This window comes from Geobacter sp., assembly GCF_027327745.1.
In the GTDB taxonomy this organism is placed as follows: Bacteria; Desulfobacterota; Desulfuromonadia; order Geobacterales; family Geobacteraceae; genus Geobacter.
In genome coordinates this window covers 1-23,596 of record NZ_DAHVYG010000082.1, presented here as the reverse complement: position 1 = coordinate 23,596, position 23,596 = coordinate 1, and the positions used below count along the sequence as shown (strand labels likewise).

Here is a 23,596-nt window from a genome sequence, read left to right as displayed (position 1 = left end):
ATGAGAAGATGATCTCGACGGCAAAATTGCCGGATGTACCGTAACAAAGCAGATCGCCAGAGTGAGTATCCTGACATGACCGAAAGTTGCAGTTTGCATGAAGTGCCGTTGCTGCGGGAGATCACGGTTCCCAACGCGGGAATCTCACCGGAACTCACCGTGCGCGAAGTGGTCGGCATATTCCAACGCGACGAAACGCTTCTTGCCCTGCCGATAATAGACGGTGGAGAGTTTCTCGGGATCATAAGCCGGAAAGTGCTTTTCTTCCGGCACCTCGGGCGCCCCTTCACCATGGAGCTCTTCGGGAAGAAGCCAATCAGGCTGTTACTTGAAGAGCATCCCTTTGCTCTGGATGCCGGCCTCGACGTGAACAGCGCCATGGAACGGCTCGTTACAGCCGATCCATCCCTGGAGATCGACTCGTTTCCGGTGATGGAAGGTACGCGCTGCCTCGGCATCGCTTCAGTGGCGCTCCTGATGATGAGCATCGCCCGCACCCAGGCGAGACTGCTGGAAACCCTGAACCGCCTCACGGCCCGCATCAGGGAGGAGGTCGACACGGCAAGCCGGATTCAGCAGGATCTCCTGCCGCTTCCTGCCGGCCGGTTCGGCAATATCGCCATCAGCGCGGAGATGGTCACCTCTACGGAAATCGGAGGCGATTTTTACGATTACGTCCAACTCGCAGACGGCACGGTCTGTATCGTCATGGGAGATGTGAGCGGCCACGGAGTGCAGGCCGGAATGGTCACCACGGCGGCCAAGGCGAGCCTCCATACCCTTATTGCGGCGGGCACCACCACTCCCGCGAGGCTGCTGGCGGGCATGAACAACGCCATTCTGGCCACGGCACAGCAAAGGCTCCTCATGACCTGCATCGCCATCAGCATCAATCAAGAGCGGCGGATCGCCACCATCGCCAACGCCGGACATTCCTTTCCGTACCTCCACCGGCACTCGCCACGGCTCCTTGAACGCATTGAGAATGCTTCCGGATTTCCCCTTGGGTTCGAGTCCGATGCAGCCTACGGAGAGTGGATCATTCCCTTCGGCGAGGGAGACCGGTTATTCCTTTACACCGACGGGATCATCGAGGCTACCGACCAGGCGGGAAACGATTTCGGATACGACCGGTTCGAGACATTTCTACGCGAGCACGGGGATGTTCCCGCCGAAATTCTGCGGCGTCAGCTCTTCTCGGCCATTCGGCACTTTACCGACACCGAAAACCTCGAAGACGACGTCACTCTCCTCATTGCCTCATTCAACAACGGTCCACAGGAGCAGTCATGACCACGAACCCGACCATCCTCGCCCTTCTCAGAGACGAAGCGGATCTGAACATCTGGCAAAACGACCTGGCTGCCATTCCCGGTATCGTCACCGTGGTGATAAGCGACCCGTCTCCCCCGTCGGTCCAAAGGGCATGCGCAGCCGTCCCGATGTCCCGTTTCATCCTCCTGTCGGGCCGGTTTTACCCGGCTGAAGCACCGGTCGTTCTCGAGGTGATCAGGAAGCTGCACCCCGCCGCGGAAATTCTTCTAGTTTCGCCGGCAGCCGCTCCCTTTCCCGCCGTCAGCCCTATCCTCAAGGACGGCATCAGGAATCTTATTGTCGTTCCTGCACTTTCCCCCTCGGACGAAGAAAGGCGCCGGAAGTCTCCCCTCAGTATCGCCATTTCATCCCTTGCGGACGACGCGCGCGAGCGGATATCGACCTGCCTCAGGCCAGGGACCGTGGCCCGCGAGTTCCTTCTTGAGTCGAGCGATCAGAAGGAGACGCTCATAGCGCACCTTGTGGAGGCCGTGGGCGGGAGCACGGCCGAGGCGGAGTTCCTCCGCCAGCGGGCCGCCCTGATTGCGGACGAAATGATCGAGAACGCCCTCTACGGCGCCCCGCGCGACCAGAGGGGAAGCCAGCTTTTCCGCAAGGGAGAGCCCCGCACAATCCTCCCCGGCGAAAGGATTATGTTCCGATTCGGCTTCGATGGCGAAAACCTCGCCATGGAGTTGGCCGACGGTTGGGGAAGCCTCCACCCGGTGGAGGTTGTCGACCATTTCAGCAGGAACCGGGAGCGGGAGGGGCTCCCTCCAACGGAAGGAGGACTGGGGCTGTTCCTCATCTGGCGCTTCATCGACCATCTCCATATCTCCATATCCCCCGGCAGAGAGACAGTCGTCAGCGGGCACGTGAGGCTCAGGACACCCGAGGATCTGTCGGACGCACCGGGATTCCACATCACCACATGGCGCGCCTGCGCCTGAACACCAGCCGTCGTGCAGCGCTCAGGGAGGAGGGAGGCACACAAAACGAAAGGAGATACTTCCATGGAAACCGATTTCAGAGTCGAGGTGGTGCGCGACGGTATCGCAGACGTCATCTATTTTTGCGGGACAATCGACGCCAAGGCCGAGCAGATCATGAACGGCTTATCAGGGCAAGTGAGGGGACCGGATGTTCGGTGCGATTTCAGCGGCACGGGCAGGATCAATTCCATGGGGATTGCCTTCCTCCTGAGGTTTCTCAAGTCTCTTCGGGACAGGAAAAACGTCCGGGTCTCCCTCTGCGGTCTGAACCAGATGAACGCGATGCTCTTCAAGATGACGGGCATCTACCTGCTCGCCACTCCCGAGCAATGAACCGGTCGGTACATGCCAGGAGGTTCCCGATGAAGTTCCTGCAACGCATGCTCCACATGAACGGCCTGTCCGAACTGGATCGGCAGATCGAAAAATTTCGCAACCTCAGGGATTCCTATCACGAAGCAAACACAGCCTATTTCGGCAAGGAACTTGCCGAGATGCTGAACAGCTGACCGGTCGATTATCGTGGACGATCTCGACATTGCCATTCCTGAAGAACTCGATCATCTCGTCCAGGCCGGCGTCACCCTGGGCCAGGGATACCTTCTGGCAAAACCATCCACCACCCCCTGTCCCTCCATGGCCACCCCCTTTGAGGGGAATCGACCATGCGCTAGCGAGCAATCGGGCGACAACCCACTTTTTTCATCCCCGAAACAGCGCTGTAACCATCCCATGCCATAACTATCCAAAAAACAACGGAGAGTTCCCATGATCAACAGCGCCGTGCTCCCCCTGGCCCAGAAGGTCGTTCGAGGCAATCCAACCATGATGGGTATGGCAACCGCCGCCACCGGCATCATCCGCCAGATGGCCATCAAACCGTTCACCCCGAAGAAACGGCGGCGGGAGTTCGCCCTCAGGGAGCGCCTGTCGAGCTTCCACGCGGTCCGAAACCATATCTTCAGGGAGAAGGGTGCAGGTACCACGCCGACCATCGTCGTCGGCGGTTTCGTCCCCGACGCCACGGAGGCGGTGGAGTTCCAGCGGGAACTCTTCCGCCGCTACGGCAGCGTCTATTACCTCAACTTCGCACGAAACGGGTTCAGCAGCGCCATGTTCTTCGCCCAGTTGGCCGACCTCATCGAGGAGTTGAACCGCCGGGGGGAACGGCCGGTCATCTTCTCCATCAGCTTCGGCTGCTCCCTCGTCAGGCGGTTTCTCCAGACCCATGTCCACGAGGCGCTTGCCATCGGCGGTACCGTTTTCGTGAGTCCGGTCCTCTGCACCGCCGATCTCGTCCGTCCGGAGCGGGAAAAGAAAGGAGGGATCAGGATGCTGGAAAGCAGCCTGCGGCGAATCCTCCTGGCGGAGTCGGGGAACGTCGGCGACATCGAGCGGCAGATCGAACGGGCCCGGCGCTGTTTCCAGGCGCTCTTCGAGGCGGGGGCGGAAAACCGGACGCTGTCGCACCGCCATCTCTCCATTCGAAGAAAGATCATGGAGGTCATCCGCTCGACGCCGTTTACCGGGGGGTATCAGCGAACCCTCGCCCTCAACGACGTCTGCTTCGACGAGACGGTACCCATCTTCTGCGGACCGGCGCTGGTCATGGTCGCCGAAGACGAGGAGAGCACCCTCGTCCCCTCTTCTCCTACCCTGGCGGCGCTGCGCGACTCCACCCTCAGGGGGCGGCTCTTCCCCCGCGGGAAGGTCCGCACCGTGGCCTCCACCACAAGTGGTGACCCGGTCGCCCATGCGTCCCTCATTTTTCACCACCACTGCTACAATCCGGTCATCGAGGGGTGGTACGACAAACTCGTCTCCGCGGTCCGACTGGCGGTGGTTTCATGATCAAGGCGGGAATCGACCTGATGCTGAAAGCGGGGGCGGCCGCCATGGCCCGGAACTTCGAAAGCCGCGACCCGATTGCCGCACAGCGGGAGCTCCTGGCCACCCTCGTCGCCGCTGCCGCCACGACCCGCTTCGGCCGGGAGCACGGGTTAGCGGAGCTAGCCGGTGAGCCGTTCGAACGCCTCTACGCCGGGTTCCGGAGGCGCGTTCCGATCAGGACCTACGCCGATTTCTGGCGGGACTACTTCAGCGCCGGACTCCGTGAGGAGAACGGCACCCGGCGCCTGCTCCTCGAAGACATCACCTGGCCGGGAAAGATCCCCTTCTTCTGCGAGACCTCGGGTACCACCGCGCCGACCAAATTCATCCCCTTCTCCCGCGCGATGTTCGCCGCCAACAAGCGGGCGGCCCTCGACATGACCGCCTGCTACCTCCACCGCAACCCCAAAAGCCGCCTCTTCCAGGGCAAGCTCCTCTACATGGCGGGGAACACCAATCTCTCGGACCTGGGGCCGGGGGTGAGCAGCGGCGACATGAGCGCCATCACCCTGCGCCACCGCCCCTTCTATCTCAAACCGTTCGTGGCGCCGGGGATGGCGGTCTCGGCCCTCCCCTGGGAGGAGAAGGTCGTCTCCCTCGCCTCCCTCCTGCTCACCGACCGCTCCGTCAGGGGGATATCCGGCGTCCCCCCCTGGATCATCCTCCTTCTGCAGCGGGTCGAGGAGATGGGGCACCGCCCCCTCGGCAGTCTCGTTCCGAATCTGGAGCTCATCATTCACGGCGGCACGAGCATGAAGCCCTACCGGCGCGAATTCGACCTCCTCTTCGCGGAGAGACGCCCCCATTTTCTCGAAGTCCTCCCCTCCTCCGAGGGATTCATGGCGTTCCAGCTCCTGGGGGAAGAGCGGATGCGGCTCGTCCCCCACTACGGCGTCTTCTTCGAATTCGTCCCCTTCGAGGCGCTCGACGACCGGGGGGTGCCGGCTCCGGATGCGCCGGCGGTGCCGCTTGAGGAGACCGAAACCGGGAAGCGCTATGCAGTGATTCTCTCCACCTGCGCCGGGCTCTGGCGCTACCACATCGGCGACACCATCCGCTTCACCGACCGTTCTCTCCTTTTCATCGAATTTACCGGCAGGGACAAGTTTCTCGACCGCTTCGAGGAAAAGGTGACCCAGGGGGAGGTGGAGGAGGCGATCGCCCGGCTCAACCAGCAGGACGGGATCGAGATCCGGGAGTTCATGGTGGGCCCCGACATCGCCGAACGGCGTCATCTCTGGGTCCTGTCCGTCGGGGAACTGCACGAGCGGGAAAACGCGGAGCTGGAGAGGCATCTCGACGCGTCCCTGCGCTCGCTCAACGCGGACTACGCCACCTTCCGCGAGCAGGGGAGGATCGCCGGACCGCGGGTCATCTGCGTCGACGAGGCACGCATCTATCACTGGTCGAAAGAGGCCCGCGGCAAGCTCGGCGGCCAGAGCAAGATTCCCCACATCGACCCGACGGCGGACGGAGAGCTGATCCGCAGCCTCGCATCCTTTGCCGAGGGCCCATGACCGGCCGGGCAAAAGCGCCCTGTCACATTCACCCGAACCATCCCATCAAGCCGACCCACTGGGGATAAGAAGTTCACCTCCCCGGCGTTACGCCGCTCGGCTTTCGTTTACCTTGAACCAGGCGGCCATGCGGGAAAGCTCGTCCGCGATCCGCTGCAGTTCGGAGGAGGAGCGCATGATCTTCCCATGACGTTTGGCCCCCGGACGAGGATCTCCCCCACCCCTTCCCCGTTCGGATTGTCGATTCGAACCTCGACGCCGGCAAGGACGCGTCCCACCGTGCCTCTCCTCCAAGCTGTCACGCAGATTTAACACAAGGGTTACAATAGTGTCATAAGCATACGGGATAATCGGCTCCAAACAGAAACATCAAAGGAGCACGCGATGTACTACTACCATCACGTTCCCGGCAGACTCAGAATAAAGACACCGGCGGTAAAGGGAAGAGATCGTGCTGCCGCGGCGATCCGGGAGATTTTCGACCGGCACGAAGGGATTCACCGAACCACTGTGAACACCACGACGGGAAGCGTCGTCATCGAATACGATCACCACCGAATCGCCACCGACCAAGTCCTCGGCATCCTGAAAGAGCACGGCTACTTCGACCGGGCCAAGGCCCAGACCACCGACCGGTACATGGATGCGAAGCTCTCCCGGGCCGGTGAGTCGGTCGGCAAGGCTATATTAACCACCATGATCGAACGGGCCTTCGAAGGGTCGGCCATATCGCTCATCGCGGCACTCCTGTAATTCCGCCAACCGTCCCTACTTAAGGAAGCTGCGACAGACCGATCAAAATCAGCAATATGCCTCCTGCAACTGCCGCTTTGCCAGCAAGATTCCGCCTGACAAAGAATCCGGAAAGGTAATTACCCCCCCAAAAGATAACAAAGCTGACCACTGCAGACAAAACAGCTATCAGCATTGGGTCCAGGCCGATCATCCCTCCGCTCAAACTTCCCCCGATATTTTGCAACGCCAGTGCAGTGCCGAGAAGCGTTGCTTCCTTAAAATCAATATGCTTCGAGTGATCCATATCCGCATTTTCCGGCTTCTGCAAGATATCCCAGAGGCTCGTGGAATTTCCACGGTGGGTCTTATAAAGACGCCTTTTTTTCAAATATGGTTCCAGAATCATCCAGGAGCCAATGGCGACAAGAATCACCATGGCTATCACGGAAGACAGTTTCGCTCCCAAGGACCCAGCTATCAGTGACCCGTAAAAAGAAACAAGAAACGTAACTGCGAAGGCAATTACAGAAATCCACAGGTTCATGAGGATACTTACTCTTATTCCCTGAAGACAGTAGGCGATTCTCACCGCGAGACTGTCAGAGTTGTTCGTCAGGACAATCAACAACGTATATAAGAGATGGTGCATCGCTTTACCTTTCACCGGCCGTCGGCTCCTTTGCGGCAGGGGGCGCGCCGACGATCTCCCGAGCGCTCCCGGCTATCCCCTCCACGATGGCGGTAACGGTCTGAATGGCGGTCATCCCCACACTCTCCGCCGATTTCACAGCCCCCTCGGTCACGATCCGGGCCACTTCAAACACGTTGCCGCCGATCTCCCTGGTCGCTTCGAGAATGCCGTCGGCACATCCCTTGGCGACCATGGCGACGTCGGCCCCCACCCTGTCGGCGCCGTGAACCCCCGCCTTGACGGTCTCCAGGGCGGCAATGCCGATGTCGCCTCCCACGTCGTGAACCCCGAGGATAATCCCCTTGGCCGCCTTGTGGGTTGTCGATGCCACGCCGATACCGATCTCCTCGGCCGCAGAGATGGCCCCGGTCAACACGTCCCGGCTCACCCTGATCCCCTCCCCGGTCAATTCTCCCCCTCCCCTGAGGGTGTCGCAGACCGTGCGGCGAACCAGTTCGACCACCTCACGTTCAACGCGATGGGTGCCGGTTATGATGGAACAGATCCCCTCCTTCACCTTCGCACCGGCAGCCCCACCGGTTTCATGCGTTTGCGCTGTCATGACACGCTCCTTCATTGATTGAGTCGCTTCCCGGTCATCCGCTCCGCGCCGCGTCGTCCCTCAGCAACGCCGCCCGGTCGATCACTTCCCACGGCAGCCCGATGTCCATCCTTCCCACGTGGCCGTACGCGGCGAGCTTTCTGTAGAACCCCCCCTTGAGCTGGGAGGGGAGCCGCCGCAGGTTGAACTGCCGGACTATCCCCGCCAGGCGGAAGTCGAAGTGACTCTCCACGAGCCGGGCGATCTCTCCGTCGGGTATCCGGCCGGTGCCGAAGGTCTCCGCCTGGACACTCACCGGCCGGGCTAAGCCGATGGAGTAAGAGAGCTGTATCTCGCACTCGGCGGCGAGCCCCGCCGCCACCACGTTCTTGGCGGCGTGGCGCGCCGCGTAGGCCCCGATCCGGTCGATCCGCAGAGGATCCTTCCCCGACAGGGCCGCGCCGCTGTGACGGGCATACTCGCCGTAGGTGTCGATGGCGTTCTTGCGTCCCGTAAGCCCAGCGTGAACCGCCGGCCCTCCAAGGATGAGCGCCCCGTCCGGATTGACGAAGATCCGGGTCCGGTCGTCGGGCTTCACCGGCTCGTCGACAAAGACCTGGTCGATCACCGCCTCGCGGATGTCGACGGCGAAGCGAGCGGGGTCGGGCTCCCCTTCCCGGTTCTGGCTCGCGACCACCGTAATGCTGTGGATCCGGGCAGGACGCCCGTCCCGGTACTCCACCCCCACCTGGGTCTTCCCGTCCGGCGAGAGATAGGGGAGGATCTTCTGGAGACGCACCGACGTAAGACGGCGCGCGAGCCGGTGGGCGAGCCAGATCGGAAGCGGCATGAAGGCCGGGGTCTGGTTGCAGGCGAAACCGAACACGGTCGCCTGATTTCGGACCGGGATCGCGTCGATCTCCTCCTCGCCGAGTTCTTCCTCCTGGAAAATGCGCTTTCCGCCGGCCGGCAGTTCCGAGAGGCTCGTGACGATGCTACAGCTCTTGGCGTTAAAAGCCTGCTGCTCGTATCCGACCATCCCGATCACCTGACGGGCGATGGTGGGAAAGTCAAGGGTCACGTCGGCGGCGAAACGGGCGGCGATGAAGACAATGGAGGTGGAGACCGCGCACTCGGCGACAACCCGCGCGTAAGGGTCGTGCTGGAGGAAGCGGTCGACCACGGCATCGCTGATCTGGTCGCAGAGCTTGTCGGGGTGTCCCTCGGTCACCGACTCGGAGGTGAACATGAAGTCGCGTTTCATGGCTGTGCTCCCTGTAGTTGCGGTTGCGTTGCCTGCTGCCCCTCTTTGATCGCCTCGTTGACCACGAGGGGGAGCACCGCCCCGGCCCCCGCCACGAGACCGTCCGCAAGCGTTATCGGGGCGAGTCCCAGGAATCCCCGGAGGCCCGGCACCGTGAGGGCTCCGAACTGGAGGAGAAAGGAGCCCCCCAGCGCCCAGCTCAAGTACGGGTTGGGGGGGAGGCTCCCGCGGGAAAAGAGACCGGCCCGTTCCGAACGGCACGCGAGGGCGTGGAGGAGCTGCCCGCACGTCAGCGTCATGAAGGCGAGGCTTCCGGCCCGTGGCCCAAGACCGTAGCGGAGCATCCCCCAGCCGTATGCCCCCATGGCGCCGGCGGTGATGACCCCCCCCTCCCGGGCGATGCGGCCGAAATCGGCGCTGCCGATGATCTCCTCCTCGGGGCTGCGGGGCGGACGGTCGAGGACGTCGGGCTCCGGTTCCTCCAGGGCCAGGGCGAGCCCCGGAAAGATGTCGGAAATGAGGTTGATCCAGAGAAGCTGCATGGCGTTCAGCGGCTGCCCCAGACCGAGGGCGATGGCGGAAAACATCACCATGATCTCGGAGAGGTTCGTAGCGAGGAGGAAGTTCACCGACTTGCGGATGTTGCCGTAGATGGTGCGGCCGTGGGCCACGGCGATGATCATGGTCTCCAGGTTGTCGTCCTCCAGGATCACGTCGGCCACCTCGCGGGCCACGTCGGTGCCGGCGGTCCCCATGGCGATGCCGATGTCGGCCGCCTTCAGAGCCGGACTGTCGTTGATCCCGTCGCCGGTCATGGCAACCACCCGGCCGCTCCGCTGGAGGGCCCGGACGATCTGGAGCTTCTGGGCCGGGCTCACCCGGGCAAAGACGTGGACGGTGCGGGCGAAGGTGGCGAGGAGCTCCGGGTCCATCTCCTGGAGCCGGGTGGAGTCGAAGATCTCCAGGGGCACCCCCCTGGAGAGCGCCAGTTCATGACCGATGGCGTAGGCGGTCGGCACCTGGTCGCCGGTGATCATGAGGGTATCGACCCCTGCCCGGTGGAAACGCCCGATCAGCTCCTTAACCCCGGGACGGACCGGATCGGCCATACCGACAAGGCCGAGCCAGACGAAGCTGCCGTCCCGTCCCTCGGCCCGCTCGCCGTCGTGGACGAAAGCGTACGCCGCGGCGAGGACCCGGAGCGACCCCCCTGCCATCCGCTCGTTGGCGAGCTCGATGGCGAGGCGGTCGTCATCGGTAAGCGGCACGATCCGCCCGTCCCGCATCTGGCGGTCGCAGAGGGCAAGCACCTCCAGGGGGCTCCCCTTGAGGGCCACGAGCCGGTCTGGGCGGATTTCCTTTTCCTCATCGGCCCGGAAAGGACCGACCCGGGTGTCGGTGCCGATGACGTGGACGCTCTTCATGTAGTTGCGGCTCTCGGAGCGGTGGACGATCCGCTCCAGCGGCAGCGCCTCCCGAAGCCCCGCCACGTCGGTCCCGATGTCGAGGGCCAGGCGCACGAGGGCGTTCTCGGTGGAACTTCCCCGGAGCACCGTCACCCCCCCTTCCTGGACAATCTCGCTCTCGCTGCAGAGGGCGCAGACCTGGATGAGCCGCACCAGTTCCTCGCTTCCGGCGGGATCGACCAACTCCTCCCCGGCGCTGAAGCGGCCGGCGGCGACCGTCAGGTCCCGGAGGCCGGCATTCACCGCCACCACCGCCATCCGGTTGAAGGTGAGGGTGCCCGTCTTGTCAAGACAGATGGTCTGGACCGACCCGAGGGTCTCCACCGCGTCGAGGCGACGGATGAGGACATTGTGGCGCCGCATGGTCCGGATACCGAGGGCAAGTATCGTGGTCGCCACTGTCGGGAGCCCCTCCGGGATGGCAGCCACGGCAAGGGATATGGAGCTGCGGAGCATCGGCAGAAAACCGTATCCACGCAGGAGTCCCACCCCGAACACGACGCCGCATACGGCACCGGAGACATACACCAGCTTGTTGCCGATGGCGTCGAGCTGTTTTTCCATCGGGGTCTTCGGCGATTCCGCCTCACCCACCAGAGTCTGGATGCGGCCGAGTTCGGTGAAGCGGCCGGTACCGACCGCCACGGCGACCCCTTGTCCGCCGGTAACGAGGGTTCCCATATACGCCATGTTGATCCGGTCGCCGAGCGGGATATCGCTCTTCGTAAGAGGCTCCGTATTTTTCACCACGGGGAAGCTCTCGCCGGTCAGGGCCGACTCGTCGACGGAGAGATGGCGGGCTTCGACGATCCGGCAGTCGGCGGCTACGTAGCTGCCGGGGCGCAGGATGAGGATGTCTCCCGGCACCACTTCCTCGCCCCGCACCTCGACCATCTTGCCATCCCTGACCAGAAGTGCGGTGGGATGGACAAGGCGCTTGAGAGAGTGGATCGTCATCTCCGCCTGGCTCTCGGTGACGTACCCGATGGCGGCGTTGATCGCCACCACCGCCATGATCACCGCGGCGTCGGCGATCCCGCCGGTGACGATGGAGAGGAGCGCCGAGACGCTGAGAAGCGCCACCGGAAGCGACTTCAACTGATCGAGGAAGATGGCGAGCCCCGAACGGGGAACCGCCTCGGGGAGGAGATTGGGGCCGTAAGTGCGGAAGAGTTCCGCAACGCGGGCGGAAGGAAGTCCGGTCTCTGGCAGGGTGCCGAAGTGGGCGACGGCCTCGGGGGCGGCCATGAGGTGCCAGGGGCTCTCCTCCTGTTCCTCCGCGTGGACGACGAGTTTGCGAAGTTTCCGGCGGACGATGCGGTTGCCGCGTTTGGTGTAGGAGGCCGGGTCCGCGCGCCAAGGAGCCGGAGTCGGCGTCGCGGGCTGATCCGGCGAATCGCCGGCGCAGGCCGCCACGATCCGTTCAAGGAGAGAGGAAATTGCGGCGGACGACCCCTCCGGTCCGAAGAGGACCAGAACCGTCCCGGTCAGGGTGCTGCCGGAGACGGAACGGATTCCCGCCCCTGCGGCAAGGCCGTTCTCCAGATGCCGCAGGAGGGCCGGCGACCGGTAGAGCCCCCGCACCTGGAAACGAACCCTGCCGGCCACGGCGGCGTGGACGACCTGCACGACAGGGCCCTCCGGGTCGGCGGGGTCTTTCCAGAATGGCTGTGTGGCGGTCTGATACATGGGACAGGGGAATCACGGTCGGGACCTACGCCGGATGCTCTTCCCCGATCGGGCCGGAAGCAGCGCTTGCCTTCGGGAGGGCGGCGCCTGCCACCTCTTTCACCCCTTCGACGACGCCGACCAGCATCTCCTTCACGGTCTTGACGGCGGTGTTCCCGACGGCGCCGACCGCCTCCACGGCGCCGGTGACGACCGCGGCGGCCACCTGCTCGACGTTGCCGCCGATCTCCCGGGTCGCCTCCAGAATGCCGTCGGCGGCCCGCCGCGCCACGATCGCCACGTCGGAACCGACCTCGGAGGCCCCCTTGACGGCCCCGCTGATGGTCATGCCGGCGACGCTCATGAGGTCGCCCCCCACGTCGCCGACCCCCATGATGATTCCCTTGGCCACGCTCTTGGTGCTCATGGTGAGGCCGGATCCGACATCCTCGGCGGCGGCGATCGCCCCCTTGAGAACGTCCTTGGTGACGGTAACCCCCTCGGTCGCCACCGAACCGGTGGCCTGGAGGGTCGACGAAACGGTGTTGCGGACGAGGCTCACGATTTCGGCTTCGATCTCGTTGAGCCCCTTGAGGCTTCCAACGATTCCCTCCTTGACCGTCGTGCCGGCCTTGCCGAGAGTGGCTCCAGTCATTTCTTCAGCCGCAGGCTCTTTGATCTCTTCTTTGACTTCTTCTTTCATGGCCGTTTCCTCCGTGATGGTGGTGGCTTCTTCACTCGCTTCAACCTTCGCGATGGGGGAGGGTTCTTCGCTCCCCTCCGCTCCGGTGACCTCGTCCGCGGCGTGAAACTCCTTCTTCCGCTTCCGTTCCTTACGGATATCGTGGGTTTCTTCCATGAATCTCACTCCTTTCGGTTACGGATCTATTCTCCCCTCCCCTTGTGGGCCTTGAGAAAGATATTAAGGGCATACCAGAACGCCGTGTACCAGGCCGGCGCAGCGAAATTTCCCCGGGCGATCTGGTAGATTCCGGAGCCCGCCAGCGCCAGGAACGAGGCATCGGCAGCGTTGAGGGCTCCGCCGGTAGCCTTCTGCAGGCGACTGTCCACCTCCCGGTACAGGGCGATGGTGGTGCCGGCCAGGGAACCGGCATGCGGCATCTTCACGTGGAAGAGGCCGCTTTCGGCGGCAAACCGGACGATCTCTTTCGCGCCGTTGCGGTGGAAAAGGAGGAGACTTCCGCTGGCAGGGCTGGGCTCCACCCGCTCGATGGCACCGCATCCGGCCAGGCGCCCGGTCACGAACCCGAAGTAGGCTTCGTGCCCCTTGAGGTGCGGGAAACGGAGCCGCATCCTCGTAGGGGTCAGGTGGGTGCACAGGGCCTCGGGAAGGGTCACCCCCGACCCTCCCCTTGAGGGTGCTCAGGCGGCACGACAGGTTCTTCCGCCGAAACGCTCCCCTGCATGACGCTTGCCGCCGCGGCAGCGGCGGCTGCCGCGGCACCTCCCTGGACCGCCTGCTCTTCGGCCATCTCGTATTTCGCCTCCGCCACCAGATCCTCCATCATCTCGCCAGCCTCGGCCACGGCCTCCTTCCCCTTCTCATAGAGCATGAGGCCCCCCTTGATGGCACCTTTGGCGAGGGGCTTCGCGATACTCGCCAGAACCGGCAGCACCACCGGCGCCAGGATGGCTGCGCCGATCCCGACCGCCAGACCGAACATTCCGTCCTTCTTGATGTCGTCCCACAGTCCCATGGCTGTTACCTCCCGTTCTTCACTGTAATTGTTGCACGGGGCGCCCCCCTGTCAACAGCCGTCACACACTTGTAACATTTTGTTATTATTGCGATAAAACGCTACTGGCCGGTATCGTTCGACTGGGAGAAGGGCTGCGTTTTGTTGCACAATCATAACCTGTTCTTAACACTAGCGCGGCATTGAGGAATTACAATCGAGGCGGCAATCCACAGGATAAGGAGCTTTTGATTGTCATCGCTGCCTAGGGTAAACGCCGATCTTCACACGATCGGCACCGAGGGCCCCCATAAGCCCCAGGTCGAACCGATACCGGCCATCCTTGCCCGGCTAGGGGTCGCACCGGCCGGCTCCCGGCGGTTCGCCGCGACCCTCCCCTTTTCCCTCGGCGACACGACCGCCGGTACGGAGAACGAGCTCCAGGCGGCCGTGGCCGGACGGCGCGATGCCGTCGACCTCCCCCTGACCATCGAACAGTCGGATTACCTCGCCAACATTACCCGCCGGGCCGCCGCCGGGGAGACCTCCCGCAGGGCGGTATCGGAACTGGAACGCTTCATCACCGACAACCGCGAAGGAGTCTGGGAAAACAGCTGGGTCCGCTTTCCGCGCCGGGCGCTCTCCCCCTTCGCCCGGGAGGTCTTCGACCGGGATCTCCGCGCCGACAAGAGGAATCCGGGGTCGGGACTCCGCAGCGACGCGGACCGGTTTATCGTCTACCGCGACGGCGAGGAGCATCTCCGCCTCCCGATCAGCTACCTCATCAAACTGGCCCTGGCCGACGCCGTCAGCACGGCGCCGGAATTCCATCCCATCATCCGCGCCACCGGAGAGCGACTCATGGGGCACTTCCTCAACGACAACACCTCCCCTGAGACCTACTCGTTCACGGTAATGCCACTCACCCCGGAAACCGGCATGGGACGCGCCATCGCCCGGGAGACCGCCAAGCGCTACCTTCTGACGCAACTTCTCGCCATGTACGCCAACGCCGCCTTCGGTCTGGCCGAGAGCGGCCAGCGGGCCATGGTCTACTTCGCCCCCCATCCGCCGGTGCGCCAGAAAGAGCTCAACAGCCTCATCTCTGATGCCTTCTACCGTGAGCTCTTCATGAGCCCCTGTCTCTCGGGGTGGGACCAGGGGGAGGAAAAGCACCGTTACATGCACCTCTGCCACCAGGTCCTCTCCCGCAGCCGCCTCAACACGGTGGCGAAGCTGCGGGACGCCGGGATCATCCTCAACAACCTGGTGGTGCTCCCGAGCGTGTCGGACGTGAGTCTCGCCAACAACGGCACCCACCTGAGCCTCGGGAGCCGGCGCCTGACCGCGGCCCTGACGGACCCCTCGTCCGGGTTCACCGCCGTCCACGAGAAATACCTGGGGGACCTGGCCATCAAGGCCTTCGAACATTTTCTCCCGCTCTTCGCCGGCATCTATTCAGCTGCACCGTACCGGCTCGGCTTCTCCGACTTCCACCCGGAGCGGGCGCTCGGATTCCTCCCCCACGAACTCGACTACACCCACCTGCGGATGATCTGGCGGCGCTGGCGGAAGAAGGCGCGCCTCTCGGTCTTCGGCCAGGCGGTCACCCCCTTCGGCCCCCAGTGGCTCGACCGGCTCGTGAGCGGGATCTGCGGTTTCAAGGGGGACTGGGTCCCCGATTTCCGCCTCATCGACTACCTCGTCTCCCTCCTCTCCACCCCCCGGAGCCCGGCCCTCGACGGCCGTCTTGGGAACACCGGCAAGCTCCGCAGGGACTTGGCCGACCTCGGGATCTTCGATACCCAGATGTCGGTCTATCTCCTTTGCAAGCCGCGGGAATGCGGCGTCATGGGCTTCTCTGGCTTCGAGGGTCGCCACTACAGCCTCTTCGAGAGCATCGAGGAGGACCTGGGATACGCCGCCGACCTCCAGTGCCTGATCATGGCCCTCACCTACAAGTACCTGGCGTCGGGGACGCTGACCCACCGGGACATTCCCGACTCTCCGGTCATCGAGAGTGAGCGGCGCCAGGCCTTTTTCGCCACGGCCATCGGCATTCCGACCTTTTTCGTCCGCCGCACCACCCGCAACCGCTTTCTGCGATCGATCCTGGCGCGGACCGAAAACGTGCGCGCAAGCAACCGGTACCCGGGCTACCTCCGGGTGACGCTCGACGACTACCGCCGCGCCCTGGTGCGGGTCATCGCGGAGGATGGGGCCGACCTGGTGGAGCTTCTGGGGATGGAGCAGACCATGGACGATCTCCGGGCACGGGTCGAAAATCCCGACCGAAACGGCGTCGCCGGGCGGCTCACCCGCGGGATCCTCGCCGAAATCGGAGCCGCTTCCCCCCTCAATGCGTCACCCGACACCTTCAACCGGGGGGCCGAAACCTATTACCGGGGGACCCTGCGGCTCCGGCAGATGAACGAGGCGCTCCAGTTCCTGGAGGAAGACCTGGAGCGCCTCGACCGTCTGCGGACGGAGAAGCGCGGCGCGCTCCTCGTCGATGCCCTGATGGCGGGGAAAAGCGGAGGGGAGTACGTCAGGCGCATCCGAAGGGATCTCCTCGACGAAAAGCTCACGGCGCCAGCGCTCAGAACGGTCATCGGACTGGTTCTCGCCACCGTCCACGCCGATGCGGGGCCAAGCGGCGCACCTCCGGGAGGAAACTGATCAGATGCTCACGATCGAACACCAGTACATCGACCGGGAGAGCGGCGCGGTCCGCACCGAACAGTTGCTCGGCGACCGGATGGTGAGGCTTCTCTACGCCGGAACCCGGGAGAACGCGCCGATCTTTTTCCGGCTCCTGACGAGTGCGTGGTCGTCGAGCCTCCTCGGCTACCTCAATTTCGACCTCCCGCTCCGCTCGGCGCGGAGTTTCATCACCCGGTGCGGCATCGATCCGGCGGAGTGTCTCGACCCTCCCGAGACCCTAGACACCCCCCGCAAGGTGTTCGAGCGCAAGATCCGCTACTGGGAATGCCGTCCCCTCCCGGATGACCACCGCACCGTGGTCTGCCCGGCCGATTCCCGGGTACTGGTCGGCTCCTTCGCCGAGACCTCGACCCTCTTTCTGAAAGAGAAATTCTTTAGCTTCGACGAGCTCCTCGGCAACCGGCGGGAATGGCTCCGGGCCTTTGCCGGGGGAGACTTCGCCGTCTTCCGCCTCACCCCCGACTAGTACCATTACAACCATCTCCCCGTTTCCGGACGGGTGGCGGACTTCTACGAGATCGACGGCGGTTATCACTCCTGCAACCCGGCGGCGGTGGTGACGGTCGCCACCCCCTATTCGAAGAACAAGCGGGTGGTGACCATCATCGACACCGATGTACCCCGCGGCACCGGCGTCGGCCTCGTTGCTATGGTGGAAGTGGTGGCGCTCATGATCGGCGAAATCGCCTCGTGTTACAGCGCCCACCGCTATGAAGCGCCCCAACCGCTGGAGCCGGGGATGTTCGTGGAAAAGGGGCAGCCCAAGAGCCTCTTTCGCCCGGGGAGCAGCACCGATGTCCTGATGTTCCAGAAGGGACGGGTGCGGTTCGCCGAAGACCTGCTCCGCAACATGGAGCACCCGACGGCCGCAAGCCGGTTTACCCGAGGGTTCGAGCGCCCCCTCGTGGAGACCGACGTCAAGGTCCGCTCCCTTCTCGCCCACGCCGCCGACTAGCGGACGCGGCCCGATGAGTAACCACCGCCATGGAGATTCGTAATGACCATACTTGGTTTTCTCGCAGTCGCAAGCATTGGGACTATCCTCTACTTCTGGTGGGGGTTCACCGTTCTCCCCGGTGAACGCTGGCAGTTCCTGGCCACGGTTCCCGTGGAGAAAGCGTCGCCCGACGCGTGGCGCGGCGTCAACCTTACCTGGTACGGCCTCCTCACCGCCAACGCCTATGCGGCTGCCGTCGCCATGCTCATGCTCCTTCTCGGGGCGATCAGGATTCCTCCGGCCGGGGTCGCCACCCTGGCCGTCCCCCTCCTCCTCGTCTGCGTTCCCGCCTCGCGGCTCGTGGCGCGGATCGTGGAGAAGAAGGCCCACACCTTCACGGTCGGCGGGGCGGTCTTTGTCGGGATCATCATCGCACCCTGGCTCATCCCGCTGGTGAACCGCACCGCGGGGGCGGCGCTCGGGTTCTACCTCCCCCCTCTGGCGACGCTCGCCGCCATCGCCATCGCGTACTCCTTCGGCGAGGGACTCGGCCGCATGGCATGCATCAGTTTCGGTTGCTGCTACGGCAAACCGCTGCGGGATGCACCGTCTCTGCTGCGCCGGATTTTCGCCGGCAGCTGCTTCATTTTCTCGGGGGGAACGAAAAAGATCGCCTATGCCCACGGGCTGGAAGGGGTCAAGGTATTGCCGGTCCAGGCGGTAACCGCAGTCCTCTACACGGTCTGCGGGCTCTGCGCCTCGGGGCTCTTTCTGGAGGGGGAGAGTGCCGCCGCCTTCATCGTGGCAACGGCCGTGACCCAAATCTGGCGGTTTCTGTCCGAGACCCTCCGGGCGGATTACCGAGGCGAGGGGCGCGTCTCACCATACCAGATCATGGGCATTCTTGGGGTGCTGTACGCCATGGGGAGCGCGTTCTTTCTGAGAGGTGAGGCTTCCCGCGGTACCAACCTGGGCGTCGCCCTCGCCGCCCTTTGGGACCCCGCGATGATTCTCTTCCTTCAGGCACTCTGGCTGGCGATCTTTTTCTACACCGGCCGGAGCACCGTGACCGGTGCGACCCTCACCTTTCACGTCCGCCGGGAGCGGATCTGACCCCACGAAAGAGAGTCCGCACTGCTTCTGCGGCGTTATCCGGCGGGGGCGGGTTCCGCCACGAGGACCAGCTTCTTCCCGAAGGCGTCTGCGAAGAGATCCCCCTTCAGCTTGCCGCCGAAGAGTTCCACCGAGATCTCGTCCCGGCTCTGGAGGGTGATGATGAAGCTACCGTCGGAGGGGGTGCAGGTGACCGACTGCACGACGCTGCTTCTCCTGCGGTCGAGGCCGTCGGCCAGGCGCACGATGCCGCCGAGGCGCGAGACCAGGAGCCGGTCGGCCCCCGCCAGTCGCAGGTATGCCTCGTGCTTCTTTTTCGGAAGCGCCTTGCGGTGGTATCGGGCAATGTTGGCGATCAGCTCCCGCTCCCGGGGGGCGAACCCGAACAGGTCGGCATGGCGGATCAGGTGGTAGGAATGCTTGTGGTGGCTGGAGTAGTTGATGAAATAGCCCACATCGTGGAGGATGGCGGCGGCTTCCAGCATCCTCCGCGCCCCGTCGCCGAGGTGGTAGAGGGGATCGACCGCGTCGAAGATCTGGAGCGAGAGCTGCGCCACATGGAGGGCGTGTTCCTCCTCGACATGGCAGGAGCGGGCGAATTCGAGCACCGCGTCGCGCCAGGTGCGCCTCCCCGCCTCCGCGGCCACGAGCTCGTGTTTGCGGAGGCTCTTGAGGATGAGCCCCTCCCGGATCCCCCGCTCGTTTACCCGCAGCAGGTTGGCGTCGAACATACGCATCAGCTCGTCCACCACCGTGATGCCGGCGATGATGATGTCCGCCCGGTCCGGGTTGAGGCCGGGAAGCTCCCGCCGCTCCCTCAGGCTCATTCTGGCAAGCATAGCCAGAAGGTGCACCACCTCCGAGCGGAGGACCTCGTAGCGGTGGATCGAACCATACTCCTCGCTGCGAAGGGCCATGACCATGGCGGCAAGGGAGGTGATGGTGCAGCCGGAGCCGACGAGGCACTGGACGGCCGGCGGCTCGCCGGCAAAGGTCTCTTTGAGCCGGCTGCGGATATGGCGGCGCAGCTTCTGGAGCTCGCTTCCCTTCACCGGATCGCCCGCGAGATACTTTTCCGTCAGGAAGACCGCCCCCAGGTCGAGGGAGAAGATTTCCTCGATATGGGCGCCGCGGGCCGTCACCACCTCCAGGCTCCCGCCGCCGATGTCGACCATGGCGTAGCGGACCCCTTCCATGTCGAAGTGGTTGCGCACCGACAGGGAGGCGAGCTCAGCCTCCTCTTCCCCGCTGATCACCGCCACCTCGATCCCCACCTCCGCGCGGATCGCCTCGATGAAAGCCGCACCATTGGCCGCTTCGCGGACGGCGCTCGTGGCTACGGCCTCGACAGCACAGACTCCGTAGCCGTCGACGATCTTTCTCATCCGGGAGAGGGCGACCAAGGCCCGCTCCCACGCCTCGGGCGATATCTTTCCGCTGGTCGCGAGCCCTTCCCCCAGGCGCACCGTTGCCTTTTCGTCGTCAAGGACCCTGAACTTCCCGTTTTTCGTCACTTCGACCACGATGCAGCGGATCGAGTTGGTCCCGATATCGATGGCAGCCAGTCTGTTCTGCTTCACCATGAGCTCCTGACCCGTGCGCCGATCGCTTCCGGGGGGGTCCGTTCCAGCATCTCCGAAAAGCGGGCGAAGAAGCGACCGCGCCGCGCCGCGATGGCATCCATGAGAGAAGCCTCCGCGGCGGGAGGAAGTCCCGCTTCCTGCACGATCCCCGCGAAGACGTCCAGATCGTGCATCTTTCCCAGGGTCTCCTGATACCCCTTCACCGCAGTGTGCAGCTCTTCATACCCCTTCACGATGAGAGGTGAGAAGATCTCCAGCCGGTAGCGGTAATGTTTCACGGCAATCCTCAGTTGATGGTGGGCAGCGATGTTCTGTTCGTGCCGGGCCGCCGCTACCAGGGCCAAGAGGTCGGCCAGACGCTCCTCCATCCGCTCCCGGGCAAAGGAGGCGAGGTTGGAAAAGGGGTCGATGCCGGCCGGTGGCGGGGAAAACAGACAGGGACCGCCGACGGTCCGGGCGAAGAGGCGGGCAATCTCCTTCGGGTCCAGTGCCGAGAGACCCTCCTGAAGCTTCTGCCGTTCCTTTTCCCTCAGGTTTTCAAAGCGGGAGATGAGCAGATCGAGCGGTTCGCGGCAGGGTGTTTCCGGCTCGCCGGCCAGTTCCCGGAAAAAGAGAAGCGCCTCGTCCGTGTTGCGCATCTCCCCCAAAATCCGCGTGACCATCCGGACCCTTTTCGCGACCCGGGCGATAGTGTCGGGGGGATAGACAGGGTTGAAGAGAAGGAGTCCTTCCCGAAGACGGCGCGACGAGACCCGAAGGTCGTGAATTGCCTCCGGATCGAAGGTCTCCCGGACCTTTTTCCAGCGCCGGAAAAAATCGTCCCCGCGGGCCGCCAGGAGCGCCCGGGCGGCAACCCAGAGCGGCATCTCTCCCGTCACCTCCACGGGCTACTCCACGGTTTCCGCCAGTGGCTGGGGAGCGGTGCGGGGAGGCTGTGTCGCTTTGCCCGGCGTTTTCTGGGCGTCGATGACTCCGTCCGTCAGGCACTCGATGATCCGGTCGATTTCCTTCAGATCCCTGAGGCGCCCCTTGGCCGGCTTCAGCTTGAGCCGGTGCAGCTCCCGGAGCCACTCCGGCACCTCTTCCCGCACGCTCTTGCGTGGAAGGGACGCGAGATAGGAAATGATGGTCTCGATCTCCCCCTCGCGCCGGAGGATGAAGTTCTCTCCCGCCTCGCGCACCACGGCGCGCAGGTGCTTCAGTTCCTGCTCTAATTCCCGGAGCAGGTCCTCGCCGTTGGCCCCCGACTGCTTCGTCTTGCTGCCACTTGTCATTTAGAGCTCCAGTACCGCCTCAACCCGCGAGGAGATTTCACCGGCAACCGAACGGACCGAGCGGTTGCCGTTCACCACGTGGAAACCGTATTCGGTCTGCATCCGGCTGAACTGTTTCTGGATCAGGCGCTGATACTGCATGAAGCTGTCGAAGATGTCCCGGGAGAGCCCCAGATCCATCCCCGACTCCCAGTAGTCGAGGGTGGCGTTCTTGCGGAAGTTCCGCTCCACGAGCTGACCCGGGCTGACGCGCAGGTAGATGACCAGGTGGGGAACCAGGGCGATGCCGTAGAGGGAGCGGACCCACTCGGGGTCGGCGCCCCGGACCACGTCCCGCGCCATGAGGGTGTAGATGTAGCGGTCGGCGAGGACGATGAACCCCGCCTTCAGGGCAGGGATGATCCGGTTTTCCAGCTGATCCGCGAAGTCGGTGGCGTAGAAGAGGCTGCGGGTGATCTCCCCGAGGACGTTTCCCTGCTTCGCCTCGTTCAGCTCATCGGAGACGAGGGTGGAGCGGCGCAGCCCCACGTTCAGGGTGGCGTGCCCCTTGTTCTCCAGGTGGTCACGGAGCAGGTCCATCTGGGTCGAGCGTCCCGACCCGTCGGCCCCTTCGATGACGATCAGCCTGCCGATTAGTTCCTCGAGGTCAACCCCCGGAATCCCTTCACCATAATATTGCATGGACTTTTGACCTCGGTTATCTCAGGGCTTTCCACCGGAAACGGGGAAGATCGAAGGTGGCGGCGACCATCTCCCGGACCTTCTCCTGCTGCTCCTCGATGGGCGCCGAACCGTCAACGGTTTCAAAGGAAAATTCATCCTTCATGGCGAGATACTCGTTGTAGATCCGCTCCTGGAAGAGGCGGAAGCTCTCGTAGGGATCGGAGGAGAGTCCGAGATCCATCCCCGCCTCGTGGTACTTCAGCTGCGGCCTCCCCGAGAGGATCCGGTTCAGGGCGACGGAGAGGGGGGTATTGAAGAAGAGGGCCAGGTCGGGCTGCCGGGCAAAGCCGTAGAGCCTTCGCAGCCATGGGCGGGAGCAGCCGCGCACCGCATCCCGGGCGAAAGCGGTGTAGATGTAACGGTCGCAGAGCACGAGGTACCCCGCCTTGAGGAGCGGCAGGATCTGTCGTTCGTAGCGGTCGGCGAAATCGGTACAATGGATCAGGCTGAAGGTGGTCGGCGTCAGGAGCTGCCGCTTCTTTCCCTTGCTCGTCGCCTTCTTGACGATGACCGACGAGTTCCATTCGGTGAAGTAGACCTTGAGCCCCCGCATCTCGAGCCACCGCTTCAGGAGGTAGATCTGGGTCGATTTCCCCGAACCGTCCAGACCTTCCACCGCGATAAGCCTGCCGGGGAGTTCCGTATGGAGGTCCCGTTTCATCAGGAGATCACCCGCTTCAGCGCCTTGCGGCTCTTCCTCAGCCCCTTGCCGACACCCTTGAGCCCCGCGTCCGCCAGCCCCGCGAGCCGCTTCTCCGCCTTGGCCAGCCCCTTGCCGGCACGCTTCACCCGCGTCTCAAGCTTCCCTTCCACCTTCTCCAGAGAGGAGAGGAGTTTGAGGATATCCTTCTCGATCTTTCTGCCGCTCTTCCCCGCGAGCTCCTCGCCGAAACGGTCCCGAACGCTCTTAGCGATCCCCTCCACCTCTCCCTTCAGGGTCGAAACAGCGCCCCTCAGCTTCGCCACCCGTACCGCGCGCCCCCCCGTTTCTTCGTCGGCAAGCGCGGCGGCCTGGTCGAGGATCCCCTGCAGGCCCCGGGGAGGAATCCCCTTGATCTTTTTGAGCCCCTCCTCACCGGCCGCGACGATCTTGTCGAAGGTCCCGAGCCCCGCCTCCACCAAACGCCGGGCCAGGACATCCCCGACCCCATTTATCCGCTGCAGCTCCTTCATCTGTTTTTTCATGGGGATCCTCTCTCCGGCGCCACCGGCCTTCAAAGTTGCGTTCCACCAGTTCATCCAGCGACCGCTTCTTCCCACGTCCTGACCGGCTTCTTTCCGCCGTGGACCAGCCACCGGAACCGGGCTGGAACTCCCCGGTCCGCCGGCTCCACCTCCAGGGCGACCACGGCTCCCTTCTTCATCCTGAACGGGACGTCGAGGCCAAGGAGCGACGACACCACATCCCCCAGGTCGGGCTCGTGGCCCACCAGAGCAATTTTCCGAACAGAGCCGCACTGGGTCAGG

The 23,596-nt window shown here is 63.8% G+C and carries 22 protein-coding genes and 2 pseudogenes; 10 read left to right on the top strand and 14 right to left on the bottom strand.

Annotation, left to right across the window (positions count from 1 at the left end):
- Positions 1-75: 75 nt before the first annotated feature.
- The 7 genes from M6689_RS15275 to M6689_RS15245 all read left to right on the top strand — a co-directional run bounded on the left by M6689_RS15275 (position 76) and on the right by M6689_RS15245 (position 6,466).
- Positions 76-1,293, top strand: coding sequence for a SpoIIE family protein phosphatase (locus M6689_RS15275; RefSeq protein WP_298273347.1), 1,218 nt, complete (start codon positions 76-78; stop codon positions 1,291-1,293).
- Positions 1,290-2,264, top strand: coding sequence for an ATP-binding protein (locus M6689_RS15270; protein ID WP_298273346.1), 975 nt, complete (start codon positions 1,290-1,292; stop codon positions 2,262-2,264). Before M6689_RS15275 ends, M6689_RS15270 begins: the two co-directional genes overlap by 4 nt.
- 63 nt (positions 2,265-2,327) lie before the next feature.
- Positions 2,328-2,639: an STAS domain-containing protein gene (locus M6689_RS15265; RefSeq protein ID WP_298273345.1), complete on the top strand. Its 312-nt coding sequence runs from the start codon at positions 2,328-2,330 to the stop codon at positions 2,637-2,639.
- Between the two features lie 29 nt (positions 2,640-2,668).
- Positions 2,669-2,815 (top strand): hypothetical protein, encoded by a 147-nt coding sequence (locus M6689_RS15260; RefSeq protein WP_298273344.1) that lies wholly within the window; start codon positions 2,669-2,671, stop codon positions 2,813-2,815.
- A 259-nt stretch (positions 2,816-3,074) separates the two neighbouring features.
- Complete coding sequence (locus M6689_RS15255) at positions 3,075-4,157, top strand: alpha/beta hydrolase (protein ID WP_298273343.1); 1,083 nt, start codon at positions 3,075-3,077, stop codon at positions 4,155-4,157.
- Positions 4,154-5,713 (top strand): GH3 auxin-responsive promoter family protein, encoded by a 1,560-nt coding sequence (locus M6689_RS15250; protein ID WP_298273342.1) that lies wholly within the window; start codon positions 4,154-4,156, stop codon positions 5,711-5,713. Before M6689_RS15255 ends, M6689_RS15250 begins: the two co-directional genes overlap by 4 nt.
- A 384-nt stretch (positions 5,714-6,097) precedes the next feature.
- A complete protein-coding gene (locus M6689_RS15245; protein ID WP_298273341.1) occupies positions 6,098-6,466 on the top strand; it encodes an HMA2 domain-containing protein in 369 nt (122 codons plus the stop codon).
- A 19-nt stretch (positions 6,467-6,485) separates the two neighbouring features.
- Here the strand turns inward: M6689_RS15245 and M6689_RS15240 are convergent, their stop codons facing one another.
- The 7 genes from M6689_RS15240 to M6689_RS15210 form a co-directional block, all read right to left on the bottom strand.
- Positions 6,486-7,112: a manganese efflux pump gene (locus M6689_RS15240; RefSeq protein WP_298273339.1), complete on the bottom strand. Its 627-nt coding sequence runs from the start codon at positions 7,110-7,112 to the stop codon at positions 6,486-6,488.
- Positions 7,102-7,701, bottom strand: coding sequence for a hypothetical protein (locus tag M6689_RS15235; protein ID WP_298273338.1), 600 nt, complete (start codon positions 7,699-7,701; stop codon positions 7,102-7,104). The genes M6689_RS15240 and M6689_RS15235 overlap by 11 nt, the downstream gene beginning before the upstream one ends.
- Before the next feature lie 34 nt (positions 7,702-7,735).
- Positions 7,736-8,944 (bottom strand): methionine adenosyltransferase, encoded by a 1,209-nt coding sequence (gene metK, locus M6689_RS15230; protein WP_298273336.1) that lies wholly within the window; start codon positions 8,942-8,944, stop codon positions 7,736-7,738.
- Positions 8,941-12,039 carry an HAD-IC family P-type ATPase gene (locus M6689_RS15225; protein WP_298273334.1) on the bottom strand — a complete coding sequence of 1,033 codons (3,099 nt, stop codon included), beginning with the start codon at positions 12,037-12,039 and terminating at the stop codon, positions 8,941-8,943. The genes metK and M6689_RS15225 overlap by 4 nt, the downstream gene beginning before the upstream one ends.
- Before the next feature lie 85 nt (positions 12,040-12,124).
- Positions 12,125-12,937 carry a hypothetical protein gene (locus M6689_RS15220; RefSeq protein WP_298273332.1) on the bottom strand — a complete coding sequence of 271 codons (813 nt, stop codon included), beginning with the start codon at positions 12,935-12,937 and terminating at the stop codon, positions 12,125-12,127.
- Positions 12,938-12,963: 26 nt separating this feature from the next.
- Positions 12,964-13,437, bottom strand: coding sequence for an HMA2 domain-containing protein (locus M6689_RS15215; protein WP_298273330.1), 474 nt, complete (start codon positions 13,435-13,437; stop codon positions 12,964-12,966).
- Complete coding sequence (locus tag M6689_RS15210; protein ID WP_298273329.1) at positions 13,434-13,796, bottom strand: DUF5132 domain-containing protein; 363 nt, start codon at positions 13,794-13,796, stop codon at positions 13,434-13,436. The genes M6689_RS15215 and M6689_RS15210 overlap by 4 nt, the downstream gene beginning before the upstream one ends.
- 231 nt (positions 13,797-14,027) lie before the next feature.
- On the opposite strand from M6689_RS15210, the gene M6689_RS15205 reads away from it, so the two are divergent.
- The 3 genes and pseudogenes from M6689_RS15205 to M6689_RS15195 all read left to right on the top strand — a co-directional run bounded on the left by M6689_RS15205 (position 14,028) and on the right by M6689_RS15195 (position 18,549).
- Positions 14,028-16,454 (top strand): hypothetical protein, encoded by a 2,427-nt coding sequence (locus tag M6689_RS15205; protein WP_298273327.1) that lies wholly within the window; start codon positions 14,028-14,030, stop codon positions 16,452-16,454.
- 4 nt (positions 16,455-16,458) lie between these two features.
- Positions 16,459-17,454, top strand: a pseudogene (locus M6689_RS15200) (phosphatidylserine decarboxylase).
- Between the two features lie 42 nt (positions 17,455-17,496).
- On the top strand, positions 17,497-18,549 hold the full coding sequence (locus tag M6689_RS15195) for a prolipoprotein diacylglyceryl transferase family protein (RefSeq protein WP_298273325.1): 1,053 nt from the start codon (positions 17,497-17,499) through the stop codon (positions 18,547-18,549).
- Between the two features lie 35 nt (positions 18,550-18,584).
- On the opposite strand, the gene M6689_RS15190 is transcribed toward M6689_RS15195, so the two are convergent.
- From M6689_RS15190 to M6689_RS15160, 7 genes and pseudogenes are all read right to left on the bottom strand, one after another.
- Positions 18,585-20,129 carry a Ppx/GppA phosphatase family protein gene (locus M6689_RS15190; RefSeq protein WP_298273323.1) on the bottom strand — a complete coding sequence of 515 codons (1,545 nt, stop codon included), beginning with the start codon at positions 20,127-20,129 and terminating at the stop codon, positions 18,585-18,587.
- A complete protein-coding gene (locus M6689_RS15185; protein ID WP_298273321.1) occupies positions 20,126-21,016 on the bottom strand; it encodes a CHAD domain-containing protein in 891 nt (296 codons plus the stop codon). Before M6689_RS15185 ends, M6689_RS15190 begins: the two co-directional genes overlap by 4 nt.
- Before the next feature lie 3 nt (positions 21,017-21,019).
- Entirely contained in the window at positions 21,020-21,406 is a 387-nt protein-coding gene (locus M6689_RS15180) for a hypothetical protein (RefSeq protein WP_298273320.1), read from the bottom strand.
- On the bottom strand, positions 21,407-22,087 hold the full coding sequence (locus tag M6689_RS15175; protein ID WP_298273319.1) for a thymidylate kinase: 681 nt from the start codon (positions 22,085-22,087) through the stop codon (positions 21,407-21,409). It abuts the gene before it with no gap.
- Between the two features lie 16 nt (positions 22,088-22,103).
- On the bottom strand, positions 22,104-22,790 hold the full coding sequence (locus M6689_RS15170; RefSeq protein ID WP_298273317.1) for a thymidylate kinase: 687 nt from the start codon (positions 22,788-22,790) through the stop codon (positions 22,104-22,106).
- Positions 22,790-23,314, bottom strand: a complete 525-nt coding sequence (locus tag M6689_RS15165; protein ID WP_298273316.1) for a helix-hairpin-helix domain-containing protein — start codon at positions 23,312-23,314, stop codon at positions 22,790-22,792. The genes M6689_RS15170 and M6689_RS15165 overlap by 1 nt, the downstream gene beginning before the upstream one ends.
- 50 nt (positions 23,315-23,364) lie before the next feature.
- Positions 23,365-23,596: pseudogene (locus M6689_RS15160) on the bottom strand (hypothetical protein); the annotation flags it as partial.

Coding starts and splice junctions, on each gene's coding strand:
- M6689_RS15275 (WP_298273347.1), top strand. CDS start 76: ATGACCGAAAGTTGCAGTTTGCATGAAGTGCCGTTGCTGCGGGAGATC.
- M6689_RS15270 (WP_298273346.1), top strand. CDS start 1,290: ATGACCACGAACCCGACCATCCTCGCCCTTCTCAGAGACGAAGCGGAT.
- M6689_RS15265 (WP_298273345.1), top strand. CDS start 2,328: ATGGAAACCGATTTCAGAGTCGAGGTGGTGCGCGACGGTATCGCAGAC.
- M6689_RS15260 (WP_298273344.1), top strand. CDS start 2,669: ATGAAGTTCCTGCAACGCATGCTCCACATGAACGGCCTGTCCGAACTG.
- M6689_RS15255 (WP_298273343.1), top strand. CDS start 3,075: ATGATCAACAGCGCCGTGCTCCCCCTGGCCCAGAAGGTCGTTCGAGGC.
- M6689_RS15250 (WP_298273342.1), top strand. CDS start 4,154: ATGATCAAGGCGGGAATCGACCTGATGCTGAAAGCGGGGGCGGCCGCC.
- M6689_RS15245 (WP_298273341.1), top strand. CDS start 6,098: ATGTACTACTACCATCACGTTCCCGGCAGACTCAGAATAAAGACACCG.
- M6689_RS15235 (WP_298273338.1), bottom strand. CDS start 7,701: ATGACAGCGCAAACGCATGAAACCGGTGGGGCTGCCGGTGCGAAGGTG.
- metK (WP_298273336.1), bottom strand. CDS start 8,944: ATGAAACGCGACTTCATGTTCACCTCCGAGTCGGTGACCGAGGGACAC.
- M6689_RS15220 (WP_298273332.1), bottom strand. CDS start 12,937: ATGGAAGAAACCCACGATATCCGTAAGGAACGGAAGCGGAAGAAGGAG.
- M6689_RS15210 (WP_298273329.1), bottom strand. CDS start 13,796: ATGGGACTGTGGGACGACATCAAGAAGGACGGAATGTTCGGTCTGGCG.
- M6689_RS15195 (WP_298273325.1), top strand. CDS start 17,497: ATGACCATACTTGGTTTTCTCGCAGTCGCAAGCATTGGGACTATCCTC.
- M6689_RS15180 (WP_298273320.1), bottom strand. CDS start 21,406: ATGACAAGTGGCAGCAAGACGAAGCAGTCGGGGGCCAACGGCGAGGAC.
- M6689_RS15175 (WP_298273319.1), bottom strand. CDS start 22,087: ATGCAATATTATGGTGAAGGGATTCCGGGGGTTGACCTCGAGGAACTA.
- M6689_RS15170 (WP_298273317.1), bottom strand. CDS start 22,790: ATGAAACGGGACCTCCATACGGAACTCCCCGGCAGGCTTATCGCGGTG.
- M6689_RS15165 (WP_298273316.1), bottom strand. CDS start 23,314: ATGAAAAAACAGATGAAGGAGCTGCAGCGGATAAATGGGGTCGGGGAT.